10 protein-coding genes are annotated in these 14648 nt (G+C 41.5%); 7 read left to right on the top strand and 3 right to left on the bottom strand.

The features are described from left to right. The first annotated feature begins 152 nt into the window (after positions 1-152). The 3 genes from MHN30_RS13230 to MHN30_RS13220 all read left to right on the top strand — a co-directional run bounded on the left by MHN30_RS13230 (position 153) and on the right by MHN30_RS13220 (position 2736). Positions 153-1331, top strand: coding sequence for an aminotransferase class I/II-fold pyridoxal phosphate-dependent enzyme (locus MHN30_RS13230; RefSeq protein ID WP_010606739.1), 1179 nt, complete (start codon positions 153-155; stop codon positions 1329-1331). A gap of 255 nt (positions 1332-1586) precedes the next feature. Then, the gene (gene phhA / locus MHN30_RS13225) at positions 1587-2384 is read left to right on the top strand and encodes a phenylalanine 4-monooxygenase (protein WP_045989993.1); all 798 of its coding nucleotides are present in this window, start codon (positions 1587-1589) and stop codon (positions 2382-2384) included. Positions 2385-2394: 10 nt separating this feature from the next. Beyond that, positions 2395-2736, top strand: a complete 342-nt coding sequence (locus MHN30_RS13220; RefSeq protein WP_017216111.1) for a 4a-hydroxytetrahydrobiopterin dehydratase — start codon at positions 2395-2397, stop codon at positions 2734-2736. 247 nt (positions 2737-2983) lie between these two features. On the opposite strand, the gene MHN30_RS13215 is transcribed toward MHN30_RS13220, so the two are convergent. Further along, positions 2984-3583: a Yip1 family protein gene (locus MHN30_RS13215; RefSeq protein ID WP_010606742.1), complete on the bottom strand. Its 600-nt coding sequence runs from the start codon at positions 3581-3583 to the stop codon at positions 2984-2986. A gap of 209 nt (positions 3584-3792) precedes the next feature. Here MHN30_RS13215 and miaE point away from each other — a divergent pair, with 209 nt between their 5' ends. Next, the gene (gene miaE, locus MHN30_RS13210) at positions 3793-4575 is read left to right on the top strand and encodes a tRNA isopentenyl-2-thiomethyl-A-37 hydroxylase MiaE (RefSeq protein WP_130163767.1); all 783 of its coding nucleotides are present in this window, start codon (positions 3793-3795) and stop codon (positions 4573-4575) included. 9 nt (positions 4576-4584) lie between these two features. Here the strand turns inward: miaE and MHN30_RS13205 are convergent, their stop codons facing one another. Further along, on the bottom strand, positions 4585-5310 hold the full coding sequence (locus MHN30_RS13205) for a UDP-2,3-diacylglucosamine diphosphatase (RefSeq protein WP_222240932.1): 726 nt from the start codon (positions 5308-5310) through the stop codon (positions 4585-4587). A 58-nt stretch (positions 5311-5368) separates the two neighbouring features. Continuing rightward, positions 5369-5863, bottom strand: coding sequence for a peptidylprolyl isomerase (locus tag MHN30_RS13200; protein ID WP_010371206.1), 495 nt, complete (start codon positions 5861-5863; stop codon positions 5369-5371). A gap of 199 nt (positions 5864-6062) precedes the next feature. On the opposite strand from MHN30_RS13200, the gene cysS reads away from it, so the two are divergent. The 3 genes from cysS to MHN30_RS13185 all read left to right on the top strand — a co-directional run bounded on the left by cysS (position 6063) and on the right by MHN30_RS13185 (position 14639). Continuing rightward, the gene (gene cysS / locus MHN30_RS13195; RefSeq protein ID WP_039497102.1) at positions 6063-7442 is read left to right on the top strand and encodes a cysteine--tRNA ligase; all 1380 of its coding nucleotides are present in this window, start codon (positions 6063-6065) and stop codon (positions 7440-7442) included. A 965-nt stretch (positions 7443-8407) separates the two neighbouring features. After that, positions 8408-10486 carry an EAL domain-containing protein gene (locus tag MHN30_RS13190; RefSeq protein WP_130163770.1) on the top strand — a complete coding sequence of 693 codons (2079 nt, stop codon included), beginning with the start codon at positions 8408-8410 and terminating at the stop codon, positions 10484-10486. Continuing rightward, positions 10470-14639 (top strand): response regulator, encoded by a 4170-nt coding sequence (locus MHN30_RS13185; protein ID WP_239359939.1) that lies wholly within the window; start codon positions 10470-10472, stop codon positions 14637-14639. The genes MHN30_RS13190 and MHN30_RS13185 overlap by 17 nt, the downstream gene beginning before the upstream one ends. Positions 14640-14648: the final 9 nt, after the last annotated feature.

Here is a 14648-nt window from a genome sequence, read left to right as displayed (position 1 = left end):
CTAGTCACAACAAGTGAACTAGCCGTCTCCCCATCTGGCATGCTTGTCTATTTTTCTAAACTGCCCTACATATTGGTTATTACACAAAAACGACGCTAATCAATTCACTACCATGTTTATTTGGTTGGCAATAATAAAATCAGCAGGCAAGTATGAAAAAATTAAGAGATGACAGTCAGTGTATTCACGGACCCAATCATTTTGACGACCCACATGGGGCGTTAACCGCTCCTTTGTATCAAACTTCAACATTCCACTTTAAAGACGCAGCGCAAGGAGCCGCACGGTTCGCCGGTGAAGAGCCCGGCTATATCTATACTCGCTTAGGCAACCCCACGACGCGAGAGCTAGAAGAAAAAGTAGCCCGACTTGAGGGAATGGAAGATGCTGCGGCGACCGCCACTGGTATGGGGGCCGTGTCTGCATCGGTGCTGAGCTTTTTGCAGCAAGGCGACCATATGATTGCATCAAGCGCATTGTATGGCTGTAGCTTCGCACTATTTGCGCATATGTTGCCTAAATTCGGTATTGAGGTGTCATTTGTTGACTTAACCGATGAGCAAGCGTTACGTGATGCGGTACAGGAAAATACAAAACTATTGTTTGCCGAAACGCCGATCAACCCCAACATGACGGTATTAGATCTGAAAATGTTAGGGGAGATCGCTAAACAGCACGAGCTCTTGTTTGTCGTTGACAATACCTTTATGACGCCGCTTTTACAAAAGCCTGTGAATTATGGTGCTGATCTTATTGTGCATAGTGCAACCAAGTACCTAAATGGTCATGGGGATGTGGTAGCAGGGCTCGTGTGCGGTTCAAAAGAGCACATAGAACTTATCAAATTAACCGTGTTAAAAGACATTGGCGCTACAATCAGTCCGCATGATGCTTGGTTAATCAATCGAGGGTTGAAAACCTTAGCTTTGCGTGTACAACGCCACTGTCAAAGCGCACAAACGGTAGCAGAGTTCCTAGAAGCGCACCCTAAAGTGAATAAAGTCTACTACCCTGGTTTACCTTCGCATCCTGGTTACCAATTTCTTGGTGAACAAATGAAAGGGGCTGGTGGGGTAATTGCTTTTGAAATCAACGGCTCGCTAGAGCAGGGTGAACAATTTATCAATGCGACTGAGCTGTGTACGTTAGCGGTAAGTCTAGGTGATCCGGAAACGCTTATTCAACATCCGGCATCAATGACACACTCTCCTTATACACAAGAGGAAAGGTTAGCTGCGGGAATTTCTGATGGACTAATTCGGATTTCAGTGGGGCTTGAAGACGTAGAAGACATTATTGACGATCTTAAGCAGGCGTTTGATAAAATATAGCTGTAAGTTAATTTTTACAAAGGGGCTGAGTTTAGCCCCTTTTTATTATGTGTGTAATTTTTGTTTTACATATGTGTATTTTATAGTTTACGAAAATGCTTGTTGTGCGAAATGTGATAAACGTGCTCACTATTAAACTTTCCTTCACTTTTACTTAGTATCAAAGTCACAAGTTGAAGCGCTCCGAACCATCAACAGGACGGCAATTGAAATTGCAAGATCATAAACTCGGGGTGAAGTAAGTGAGAATGTAAAATGGCTAAAGCAAGTAAATATGTATCTAAGCAGCCAGATGAAAATGGCGTTATTGCTTGGACAGATGAAGAGAATCAAATTTGGTCGGAGTTAGTTGCACGTCAGCTAGCGTGTATCGAAGGCAAAGCCTGTGATGAATATTTGGCGGGCCTTGAGAAAATTAACTTACCAAAAGACCGCATTCCACAACTAAGTGAGTTAAACGAAGCACTGGCGAGAGAAACGGGTTGGCAGGTAGCACCAGTGCCGGCACTGATTGATTTTGACGAGTTCTTTCGATTACTTGCCAACAAACAGTTTCCTGTAGCGACCTTTATTCGCTCAAGAGAAGAATTTGATTACTTGCAAGAACCAGATATCTTCCATGAGATTTTTGGCCATTGTGCAATGCTAACGAATCCAGCATTCGCCGAGTTTACACACAAGTATGGTCAGCTAGGCTATGCCGCTGAGAAGAAAGATCGCGTATACCTTGCACGCTTATACTGGTTTACCGTCGAATTCGGTTTGATGCAAACCGAGCAAGGTCTACGTATCTATGGTGGCGGTGTGCTATCAAGCCCAGGTGAGACTCAATATGTTTACTCCGACAAACCAGAAATTAATCCGCTTAAAGTGTTAGATGTGTTACGTACACCTTATCGCATCGACATTATGCAACCTGTTTACTATACAATTAACTCAATCAACGACTTATTTGAGATCTCTAAAATGGATATCATGTCGCTGGTTGAACAAGCAAAAGAGCTAGGGTTATTTGAACCTAAGTTTCCGCCAAAAGAAAAACTAGCAAGTTAAGGAATTATCAATGTCTGATTTAAGTGCACAAAAATGTGAAGCGTGTCGTGCGGATGCGCCTAAAGTATCAGATGAAGAACTAGCGGTTCTAATCAAACAGATCCCTGATTGGGTACCTGAAGTACGCGATGGTATTATGCAGCTTGAGCGTGTTTACAAGTTTAAAAACTTTAAACAAGCAATTGCGTTCACAAACAAGGTGGGTGATATGGCTGAAGAAGAAGGCCATCACCCAGGTCTACTTACCGAATGGGGTAAAGTGACGGTAACGTGGTGGAGCCACTCTATTAAAGGTCTTCATAAAAACGATTTTATCTGTGCCGCTAAAACCGACGAAGTATTCGCACAGTAGGTCGACATTTATGTCGACAAATATCGGTAAGGTAAATGTCGGCAAATATTGCTAAGGTAAATGTCGATAAATATCGACAACCCCATGTTATGTTTCGACCTACAAAATAAAAACGGCGCTAAACAAGCGCCGTTTTTATTCATCATTTAGGATAAAAGCCAAGAAAAGATTTGTCTTTTCATTTTCCAACCAAATATAAATAGCGTTAGCAGAAATAGATTAATCTATTTCTTATCTCGCCCTCAGGTTACGTAAACGTAGGGCTAATTATGCCATTAGTCCACAAGATAGCGGTTGCAGCAAGAATGATGACTAACAGCACTAGGCCACAAGTCACAACCGAGCTGGCATAAATAAACCCACGCTCTTCAGGAATATGCATAAGAATAGGCACGCCCGTATAAAGCAGGTAAACGGAGTACGCCAGTGCAACCATCCCAACCGATACGACAAACCAAAGCTCAGGATAAAATGCCGCAAAAGCCGACATAAACATTGGCGTTGCCGTGTAAGCCGATAATTCTAGAGTTTGTGTATAGGTCGGCGTTGAGCCAAAAGTGATGGCCATCCAGTGGGCGAGATACGCCAGAATAAAGACGCCTGCAATTAATGCGCAGTACATTGCAACACCAATTAATATTGCCGACTCATGAGTTAAATAGACAGCATCCCCAGTACCAACACTCCAGCCTAAGTAGACCGAAGAATAATACCCCATAATGCTTGGGATAAGCGCAACAAGTGCAATATGTGACAAACTGTAAAACATGCTTTCGTGACGGTTATCAATTGTTTGCCACTCTTCGTGCGGGTGAGCATATAAGCCCCATAGATGATTAAAGATCATAGTTAGCCCCTCAAATATAGGTTTGTACTATTTTTGTACAATTCAATTAAGTTATGAGAGATGAGTTAATTTTTGTCAAGAAAATGTAGTTGAATAGCAATATTACTATTTTCAGAATGATCTAAAACTTCTTGGGGAATAGCCTTGTGGTGCACCTTGCAGCGAGAAGTTATGATAAAATGGCGCAAACACATTAGTCTTTTGTTGTTATGTTAGAAAAGTACACAGATTTACTTGCGCCTATTAACCAATTTTTAGGCTGTGAAACCCCGCAAGCTTGGATTGAAAAAGCAAAACAAAGCGAGCACTTACCATTGTTGCTTATCGATCATATGCATTGTGAGTTAAAAGCGGCACAAAGCGCGGCCTTCTTAATTCGTAAATATGCAATAGATGATGCGTCTGCAAAAACCTTGTTAAGTTGGTTGCAACCTTACGAAGATTTTATTTATCGCAGTGTTGGTGATGGCGAGTTTTCAGGCAGTAAAAATGAATTGATTGGTGAGCTAACTGCACGACCTGAATATGCTTACAATCAAGATATTTTGAGTAAGATGGTGAGGCTTATCAAAGAAGAACTACATCACTTTGAACAGGTACTAGAGATCATAAGGGCACGTGATATTCCCGTCGAGTACGTACAAGCATCTCGCTATGCGTCTGGAATGATTAAACACATTCGCACTTATGAACCCGCAGCCCTGGTTGATAAACTAATCATTGGTGCTTACATTGAGGCTCGTTCATGTGAACGTTTCGCCAAACTTGCGCCACACTTAGATCAAGAAATTGCTAAGTTTTATGTGTCGCTATTGCGCTCAGAAGCCAGACATTACCAAGACTATATTGATTTAGCGCATCAAGTGGCCAACGCAACCGATCCTAAGCGCTGTGACGTAGCTGGGCGCATTCAACTATTTCAGCAAGTGGAAAACGAACTTATCAGCTCACAGGACCTTGATTTCAAGTTCCACTCAGGTGCGCCTATTTAAGCACTAAATTTATTCAAAAGGGTGGCAAAGGAGCTGCTGTTTGCCACTGTCATCAACGACGATATATGAGCTTTGTGAATACCAATCGCCAAGCACAGTGCGTACCTTACCGCCTTGGTATGTGTGCACCTTTGGTCTGTGGGTGTGGCCGTGGATCATATTGTCTACGCCATGTTTTGCGAACATTTCAGCCACTGCTTCTTCGGTGACATCTAGAATCTCGAGGGGCTTGCCTTTTTGGTTTTCAATGCTCTTACGTCTTGCATTTGCAGCGACTCTGCGACGATACCAAAGTGGCATAGCAAGCATCAGTCTTGGCCACCACCAGCCGCGGCTCTTCTTACGAAACTTTTGATAGGCTTCGTCTTGTGTACACATCTCGTCGCCGTGCAAAATCACCGTTGGTGTGCCGTATAGATCTATCACCGCTTGTTCAGGTAGCAAAGTCATTTGGCATTCGTCAGCAAAGGCTTGTTTGATTAAAAAATCACGGTTACCGTGAATAAAAAAGACTTGAATGCCAAGGTGACTCAAGCTTCGCAGTTTTTGTGCAATACTTAGGGCGTAGGGGTCTTTTTCATCGTCTCCAATCCACACTTCAAAAAAATCACCCAGAATATATAAAGCGTCGACATCGGCGGTCATATGATGGTCGAGAAAAGCGAAAAAAGCGGCGGTGATATCAGTGCGGTGCTCGGTTAAATGCAAGTCGGCGATAAAATAGGTTTTACCCATGGGACCTCAAAACTAATAAGGCCAGCATAAATACTGGCCTTGAATAAAAAGTAGGATATTACTCAGCAACGTATGCTTTTTCGATGATCACATCTTCAAGCGGTACGTCTTGGTGGAAACCAGAAGAACCAGTAGCAACACCTTTAATCTTATTTACTACGTCCATGCCTTCAACAACTTCACCGAATACACAGTAACCCCAACCTTGCGATGTTTCGCTAGAGAAGTTAAGGAAGTCATTGTCGTTAACATTGATAAAAAATTGTGCAGTTGCAGAGTGTGGATCTGGCGTACGTGCCATGGCTAGGGTACCCACTTTGTTTGCAACACCGTTGTTTGCTTCGTTTTTGATCGGTGCTTCAACTGGCTTTTGTTCCATACCCGATGCGAATCCGCCACCTTGAACCATAAAACCGTCGATTACACGGTGGAAAATAGTACCGTTATAAAACTCGCTGTTTACGTAGTTTAGGAAGTTAGCTACCGTTTCAGGCGCTTTGTCAGCGAAAAGATTAATACGGATTTCGCCGTGATTTGTTTCTAAAACAACCATGTTAGTGTCCATCGTGTTGAATGATAAAACCCTATTTTATATCAACTGGGCTTTTGTGAAAAAGCATTCCTTAAAAATCAGCGTAAAAAATCAAAAAACTGCCGTAATTCGTTATTAAAATCTAGAGGCGCTGCTATGCAGGTGGTATGATTAAAAGCACTTTTGTTAAAAAATGAACCGTACTTAGGAAGAAAACTACATGTTGCAGATTTTCAACACACTCACTCGCCAAAAAGCCCCTTTTAAACCGCTCAAAGAAGGCAAGGTTGATATGTACGTGTGTGGTATCACTATCTATGATTTCTGTCATGTAGGACACGCACGCACTTACGTTTCATTTGACGTAATGAACCGTTATTTACGTTATTTAGGTTATGACGTCACGTATGTGCGTAATATTACTGACGTGGATGACAAAATCATTAAACGCGCCGCGGAAAACAAAGAGTCGATTAATGATCTAACCGTTCGCATGACCAAAGCCATGCATGAAGACTTTACTGCGTTGAATATGCTACCTGCGGATATTGAGCCGACGGTAACAGGGCATATGGACGAAATCATCGAGATGATCGCGCGCTTGATTGAAAAAGGCCATGCTTACGTTGCGAAGGATGGGGATGTATTGTTTGATGTTTCAACGTTTGAGCAATATGGTCAGTTATCTCAGCAAGATTTAGAAATGCTACAGGCGGGTGCACGCGTTGAAGTAGCGCAAGACAAAGATGATCCACTTGACTTTGTATTGTGGAAAAAAGCCAAAGCGGGTGAGCCTGCGTGGCAATCTCCGTGGGGCGAAGGTCGTCCAGGTTGGCACATTGAGTGTAGCGCAATGAGTTCAAAGCATTTGGGTGAATTTTTTGATATTCACGGTGGGGGGTCAGATCTGCAATTCCCGCATCATGAAAACGAGATCGCTCAATCTTGCTGCGCAAATAACGGCCGTTATGTGAACACTTGGATCCACACCGGCATGGTACAAGTTAACAAAGAGAAAATGTCTAAGTCTCTTGGCAATTTCTTTACCGTACGTGAAGTGCTAAAAGCCTTTGATAGAGAAACAGTACGCTATTTCTTGATCAATGGTCATTATCGTAGCCAGCTAAACTACTCACAAGAAAACCTTGAACAAGCACGTTCGTCGCTTGAGCGTATTTACACTGCGCTACGTGGCGTGGAGCTGGTGGAGGTCGAACTTAAAGGTAATGCTTACGTTGAACGTTTTGAGACAGCAATGAACGACGACTTCAACACGCCAGAAGCACTGCCAGTGATTTTTGAATTATCAAAAGAAGTGAATCGCTTAAAAGATAGTGACGCAAAAGCTGCTGGTGAGCACGCGTTTATTCTTGTGAAACTAGCGGAAGTCTTAGGTATTGCGCAGCAAGACCCCGAATCTTTCTTACAGGGCGAACAAGACGACGACGAAGTAGCGCAAATCGAAGCATTGATTGAAAAGCGCCGCAGCGCTCGTGAAAATAAAGATTGGGCTGCTGCGGATGAGGCGCGTGATGCGCTAACTGCCTTAGGCGTTGTGTTAGAAGATAGCGCGGGTAAAACAACTTGGCGTAAAGCTTAATTAACCGTAGTTTAGGCTAATGAATAGCCGCTCTAGCTGTCTTGGTGACACAGGACGCTGGAGTAGGGTTATTAAAAAATTGCGAGATAAGTAGCCTCTAGTATTATGCTGATCTATGTAATCAAATAGGCTGATGTCATTCGAACTATTCTCTTGGGCCTGTTGATCTTTTTTGTTCGATTTTTGTTCTTCTGAGTGTATTTTGATCGCGACACTCGACTTACCGCCTAGTAATCTAGGCAAAAGTTGAGCAACAATGAACAAAGCGGACTCAGGTGAACCCAAAGGACTGCGCTAAATTGACATTTTTCTGTGTTACCCCACAAGGATGTGGGGTAAGGTAACTTTGTAGGAGCACAAAGTCTTTGTCGCCTGACTCACATGGAATAGCTATGCTACGCAGGCTCTGTCTTGTAAAATACCAATCAAACTGCTGCAAAAACAAACTTGCAGGATAAACAGGCCCTATCACAGCCTTTAACTAAAACTCACTTCTAATATTTTCACAAAGTATTTTATCTTTTTCCTCTACATTAGAGGCGGAGATATTAGCACCCTCGTACAAAGATACTATGTACTTAACTATCGTTAGATAGTTCATATCTATATTGGAAAGAGGACAACCAACTCTTTCATCAGCAGTTAAAGCTTGCAGACTTAGTTGGTTAAATATTTATCAACATACACTTTTTAGACTAATCTCTAATAATAGTATTGGGGATCTCAATATGCTCATCTTTGAAGTTAGAATCGCGGGAAGTTAGATAACTAACTCTAGGATTGGGTAAGGAATGAGTTAACTCATTGTTTGTAAATGTATATTAAATTATTTCCTTATCTAACCAAGGAGTTTTTGAGATGGCAAGGCGAGTTTACGCACCAATAGCTGGCTATTGGAAGTGAATTTAACGCAAGTCTAATGTTGATCACTCTGAGCATTACGAATTAAGGATGTTAGAAGGATTATGCCAGATTACAAAAAAGTGAGCATTTTAGTTATTGATGATGACCTCGTAAGCCGAGAGTTAATTGTCGAATGCTTAAAAATATATGAATTTGAGCAGATTGTCGCTGGAGACAGTGTTGCTATGGCGTATGATTGTCTGGCAAAAAATCGTTTTGATATTGTTCTGATGGATATTGGTCTACCAGATGGATCAGGGGTTGAAGTACTTACTTCTATACGAGCAAAACACTCTGCTATTTCACTGCCTGTTGTCATGATTAGCGGTGATGATGAGACTAACAATGTTGTGAAGTGTTTAGAATTAGGAGCTAACGACTTTGTAGCTAAACCTATAAACATTCAGGTACTAATGGCTCGTATTGGTACCATTTTGACTATTAAGAGACTAAAGCAGGATGTTGATGTTGCAAATGAACGCTTCGCGCTTGCAGCAAAAGGAGCACATGATGCTCTGTGGGACTGGTTTATTACCACAGATGAGATTTACCTTTCCGCTAGATGGAAGCAGATATTAGGGCTAGAAGAGGGCGAAGTAGAGCCAGACTTTTCCACATTTGTAACGCGCTTACATGACGATGACATGCTTGGTTTTAAACGAGCCTTGCGTGCACATTTGTCTGGAGTGACAGACTACTTTGAATATGAATGTCGAATGCAAAATAAAAGTGGCGCATTTAGGTGGTTGTTGATGCGCGGTTCCGCTTTACGTTTTGATAATGGTAAGCCCTACCGAATGGCCGGTTCAATAAGTGATATTACTGAACGCAAAGTACTGGATCCACTGACTCAAACTCTAAATACTTCGGCTTTTCTCGATAAGCTTGATATGTACATTCAAGCGAGGAAAAGTAAGCAGCTTACTAGCTTTGCTGTGGTGCTGATTTCTATCGATCGCTATAAATTGATCAGTGACAGTTATGGTCACCACTTTTGCGATCACATGGCCGTTGAAGTTACAAATAGAGTTACGAGTGTACTACAGCCTCAAAGCACTTTAGCCAGAGTAGCAAACGATAAACTAGCGTTTGTTATAGAAAACCCTGCTCCTATAAACGAGGTGTTGCTATGGCTGAATGAGGAAGTATTGGAAACGATGATGGTGCCTTTATTAGCAGGTGAAAAAAAGCTTCATATTAGCTTTTCTGCGTCGTTAGTTTTTGATACGCATGTATATCGATACTCACATGATATTTTGCGTGATGCTGAAATTGCATTAGCGGGTCTAATTCAACAAGATGGTGATAGAGTCCGAGTCTTCAAACCTACGCAACAGGTATCTTTAAAAGACAGAGTAGAGCTAGAGGAAGCGATTCATCATGCCATCGAGCACGATGAATTTGAGCTCTATTATCAACCTAAAATTGATGCCTATGGAACAATTCAAGGAGCAGAAGCTCTAGTAAGGTGGAGAAATCAAAATAACCAATTTATTTCGCCCGCTGATTTTATTCCGATCGCTGAGCAGTCAGGCCTAATCATTGGTCTAGGTAAGTTACTTTTTCGGCAATTATGTTGTTTCTTGGCTAAATGTAATGACGCCGGCTTAACGATCCAAATTGCATTTAATCTCTCTGGGAAACAGTTTTTGGACCCGCGATTATGTGACTTTATGTTTAGTACTATGGATGAATGGAATATTTCGTCGCAGCACATTGAGTTAGAAATAACCGAATCAACAATACTACATGATGTTGAAAGTGCTGTGCTCATTTTAAAAGAGTTTCAAGACCGAGGTATTACCATCTCAATAGATGACTTTGGCACCGGCTATTCTTCACTGGCGTATTTAAAAAGGCTACCTATAGAAAAGCTGAAGATCGACAAATCCTTCGTCGATGATTTACCACACAGTAAAGACGATGTGGCAATCGCTACCGCCATCATCAATATGGCACATGCGTTGAATTTGAAGGTGGTTGCAGAAGGGGTCGAGAATAGCGATCAATTTACTTTTTTGACTCAGCTTGGTGTTGAGATGTATCAGGGCTTTTTGTTTTATAAGCCAATGCCTGAGGCTACATTCCTATCTGTATTGGATGAACAAAGCAAAGGGAACATCAATGAAGCTGGCACATAAACTTACCGTTACATTTTCTTCAATTTTATTGATAGTGGTATTTTCTTCGGTTTTTATCTATCAAAAAACGGTAGATGTAAAAACGATGCGAGAGTACCTTTCTGATCATGTGCTACCAATGGTCAGATCGTTAGGTGTAATAGAAACTGAATTACAAACTTCTCTCGCGTTGCTACGTGGTTATATGCTGTTGGGGAATATAGAGACTGAAAGCAAGTATTTTATCGCAAAAAGAGCTAAGTCTTGGCGGATTATTGATAGGCAAACGGCACGTTTATCTGAAATGAAGTTAAGTGGTCGTATAGCTATTTCACTCGACGAATTGAACGCACAGCTGAAGCAGTTTAGGGAGATCCAATACGAAATCGAGAATATCGCTTGGAGTCGTGAAAATACGCTCTCGAAAGACTTATTTACAAATAGTTTTAAACCCTCTTCTCAAAGCTTACAAGAAAGTCTGTCAACGTTAATTAACACGAATAAAGTGCCGCAACAGGCTTCTATTCAACTCGCTAACCTTCGCTATATTACGACGTTAATTGAAACTCAACTTGGCTATTATCTCTCTGGTGACTTTGATGGTGGCGAGTCAGAGCTTTACAGCAAGCTGAGTGAGTTTAGCAGTGTTATTGACAGTATAGATACTAGCTATCAATCAACGATAAGCAGTTCCGCATCGTGGTTGAATATTCTACGCCTCAAAGATATATATGTGGATAGTGCAAAAAACATAGTGGCGGAAAGAAATAAAAAAAACTGGAACAAAGCGCAATTTATTTTAACGAATCGTGCAATCCCTTTAGTAAATGATATTAATCTAACGGTCGATGAACTCGAACAGATGATGTCTATTCAAGAAGAAGAGCATGTGACAGCTTTATTTGATGCTGAAAATGCCATCCTCAATATTATTTGGGTAACCACCTTGGTTGCAATACTTCTATCTCTTTTTGTTGCACTGGGGTTCTCACGTTTTCTCACCCGCTCTATTGGTGCAATTCAACATAAATCAGAAGAGCTTGCTCAGGGGTTCCTTGATGGTGAACGACTTACTCTATCAAGCAATGACGAATTACATGAATTGTCCACAGCCGTAAATACAGTATCTGATAATCTCAAAGCGATTTTAGCTAAAGCACAACTGATGGCTCAAGGAGAGCTGGATGTGGAGTTTTCGCAAAGAAGCGAGCGAGATTTAATCGCTCAAACGTTGTCGGATATGCGTTTGAGTTTTAAGCAAGTTGAGCAGCAGGCAAACCAGATAGCCAAGCATAATTATAATATTGATATACAGCAGCGAGGACCCAAAGATCGACTCTCATCGGCGTTGCGTGACATGCTTGAGTCATTGCAACGGAGCGAGATGGAGAATAGGGCCCAGAGCTGGATTAAAAATGGCCTAAATCAGCTAAATGTTGAGCTGCGTAGCATCGATAAAACAGCTCTGTTGGCTGAAGCTTCAATACATTATCTTGCGAGATATACAAAAGCATGTGTTGGCGGCATATATCTCGTTGAACAGGATAAGTGCCAGTTGCAAGCTAGCTATGCTTTTGACAATAGGAAGCAGTCGACACATACATTTGAGGTTGGCGAAGGGTTAGTTGGGCAAGTCATGAAAGAAAAGACAATAGTGACCTTTAGCCCTGTACCTGAAGGCTATATTGAGGTCAGTTCTGGCTTAGGTAAAGCTCAGCCAACGGAAATCATTTTTTTGCCATTGTTAATTGAAGAAGATCTAAAAGGTATTATTGAGATTGCATATAGCGAAAAGCAAGATGAGGTCATTCAAGAGTTTCTCGCTCAATCGAGTGAGTCTATTGCTGTTATGCTGAATATTTTGCAAGCGCGGCAAAAGGTGGATGAGCTACTCGAAAAAACGCAAAAGCAGAGCTGTTTATTGGAAGAGCAAACGCAAACACTTCAATCGACCCAAGCGGACTTAGAACGAAAGCAAGATAAATTAGAGCAAAGTAATGTTGATTTAGAGCAGAAAACCGTTGAATTAGAACAGAAAAAGGAAGAGTTAGAGCAGCGAAATCTCAAACTTAACACCTTGAAAGCTGAGCTCGAAGCAAGGGCCGATGAGCTTCAACTTGCGAGCAAATATAAAAGCGAGTTTCTAGCGAATATGTCGCATGAGTTACGTACACCACTTAACAGTTTGTTGTTATTGGCAAAAGGGCTTATGAACAATGAGAGTGGGCAGCTAACAGACGAAGATGTCGAATCTGCAACCATTATTCACCAAAGCGGTAATGACTTACTCAGTTTGATCAATGAAATCTTAGATTTATCAAAAATAGAAGCTGGTAAGTTGGAGATCATTAAAGAGGAATTTTCAGTTAACTTACTGCTTGAAAACATGAAAAGAATGTTTACTCCAGTGGCAAATGGGAAAAATATTCACTTCGAAATTAATGATCATTGCCAAGGAGCGCTTATCAACTCTGATAGAAAGCGTGTAGAGCAAGTTTTGAAAAACTTGTTGAGTAATGCAATTAAGTTTACTAGTGAAGGAAAAGTCACTCTTAGTACCGAGCAAATAACCTTGGAGGATATGGGCGATGCGCTTGAGTTTACTGTAAGAGATACTGGTATAGGGATTAGCACGTCTAAATTGTCATTAATATTTGAGGCTTTTCAGCAAGAAGATGGCTCTACTAGTCGAAAGTTTGGTGGTACTGGTCTGGGGCTGACAATTTCAAGACAGTTGACCGAGTTGCTAGGGGGACTGATATCTGTTGACAGTGAAGTTGGTAAAGGTAGTACTTTCAAGCTGATATTACCATTTAATGGGAGCGCCAGTAATGTTGATATTCGTTCGTCAAAGCAAACGCATTCATCTGTGTCAGATAATCTAGAAGATATCTCCGGTAAGATAGGCGAAGAATCGACTTCAATGCTAGCTGGTGAGCAAGCTGGTTCTGTCCTAGAGAGTAATGAAGGAATGACTAAAACAGAGCAATCTGTTGAAGCGCCCTCTAAAGCAGAGAAAGTAATACTCGTAATAGAGGATAATGTTCAGTTAGCGAAAATAATTGCACAGATGGTAGCTAAACAAGGCTTTAACTCAGCTCTAGCACACAGTGCGGCGGATGGCTTCAAGTTGGCTGTGTCTATGTTACCTGATGGTATTTTACTGGATGTTGGTCTGCCAGACGAAGATGGCGTTCGTCTGCTAGAAAGGTTAAAGCGTCACCCCGAAACGATGAGAATACCGGTTGAAATCATCACTGGGCTTGAAATAAATGTTGAAAATGTGCTTCAGCTTGGTGCTTTAGGGATAACGAATAAACCATTGAAAGACGACGATATTGAGCGGCTTGCTAATCAGATCTCTGTTGAAAATCAACAGCATGTTATGCAGCTTTTAATGATTGCGTCATTGGTTGAACTGAAACGGTTGCAAACGGTGTTTGAACAGCAAAACGTCGCACTCGAATCTTGTCATGATATTACCACTGCCTGTAAGCTATTCAAGGAGATTAAGCCCCACCTAATTTTAATCGACGTAACCAGTATTCGGTCTGAGCAACTGATGAAATTGTTTGATGCCATATTAGAATACGATATCCCACCGAAAGTTTTGTTATACAACGCGCAATCGCCTGAAGTCCTAAGCCAACAACTCAAGGCGTATCAGGGACATTTTGTGGTATCCGAAGATGCGCAAGAAGCCCATTTAATTCAATTAACAACATTATTTATGCATCGCTTAGAATCAGAGTTGCCAGAGATGCAAAGGGAGCTGCTGTATCAATATCAACATAATACTAATAGCTTAAAGGGTAAAAAAGTGTTGCTAGTTGATGACGATATGCGCAATACCTTTGCTTTAGCTAAGGTGTTAAACAAAGAGGGAATTGAAGTAAGCAAGGCATGTAATGGCGCAGAAGCGCTAGAGTTAATGACAGAGCAAGAGTTTGACTTGGTGATGATGGACATCATGATGCCCGTGATGGATGGTTATGAAGCTATTGCAAAAATACGGGAAAACGATAAATGGCAAACAGTACCTATAATAGCCGTTACTGCAAAAGCGATGGCAACTGAGCGAGTTAAATGTATTGATGTGGGTGCGAATGACTTTATCTCAAAACCTGTTGATAGCAAACGCTTAATGTCAGTGTTACATGTTTGGTTGCAATAGAGAGTAAAT

It is taken from the genome of Pseudoalteromonas sp. OF7H-1, from assembly GCF_022347825.1.
Taxonomy (GTDB): Bacteria; Pseudomonadota; Gammaproteobacteria; order Enterobacterales; family Alteromonadaceae; genus Pseudoalteromonas; species Pseudoalteromonas maricaloris.
Note: the sequence above shows the minus strand (reverse complement) of the source record. Positions and strands in the feature narration are given on the sequence as shown.

Bases quoted from the DNA above. Each gene is read 5' to 3' on its own strand.
- MHN30_RS13230 (WP_010606739.1), top strand. From the start codon at position 153: ATGAAAAAATTAAGAGATGACAGTCAGTGTATTCACGGACCCAATCAT.
- phhA (WP_045989993.1), top strand. From the start codon at position 1,587: ATGGCTAAAGCAAGTAAATATGTATCTAAGCAGCCAGATGAAAATGGC.
- MHN30_RS13220 (WP_017216111.1), top strand. From the start codon at position 2,395: ATGTCTGATTTAAGTGCACAAAAATGTGAAGCGTGTCGTGCGGATGCG.
- MHN30_RS13215 (WP_010606742.1), bottom strand. From the start codon at position 3,583: ATGATCTTTAATCATCTATGGGGCTTATATGCTCACCCGCACGAAGAG.
- miaE (WP_130163767.1), top strand. From the start codon at position 3,793: ATGTTAGAAAAGTACACAGATTTACTTGCGCCTATTAACCAATTTTTA.
- MHN30_RS13205 (WP_222240932.1), bottom strand. From the start codon at position 5,310: ATGGGTAAAACCTATTTTATCGCCGACTTGCATTTAACCGAGCACCGC.
- MHN30_RS13200 (WP_010371206.1), bottom strand. From the start codon at position 5,863: ATGGTTGTTTTAGAAACAAATCACGGCGAAATCCGTATTAATCTTTTC.
- cysS (WP_039497102.1), top strand. From the start codon at position 6,063: ATGTTGCAGATTTTCAACACACTCACTCGCCAAAAAGCCCCTTTTAAA.
- MHN30_RS13190 (WP_130163770.1), top strand. From the start codon at position 8,408: ATGCCAGATTACAAAAAAGTGAGCATTTTAGTTATTGATGATGACCTC.
- MHN30_RS13185 (WP_239359939.1), top strand. From the start codon at position 10,470: ATGAAGCTGGCACATAAACTTACCGTTACATTTTCTTCAATTTTATTG.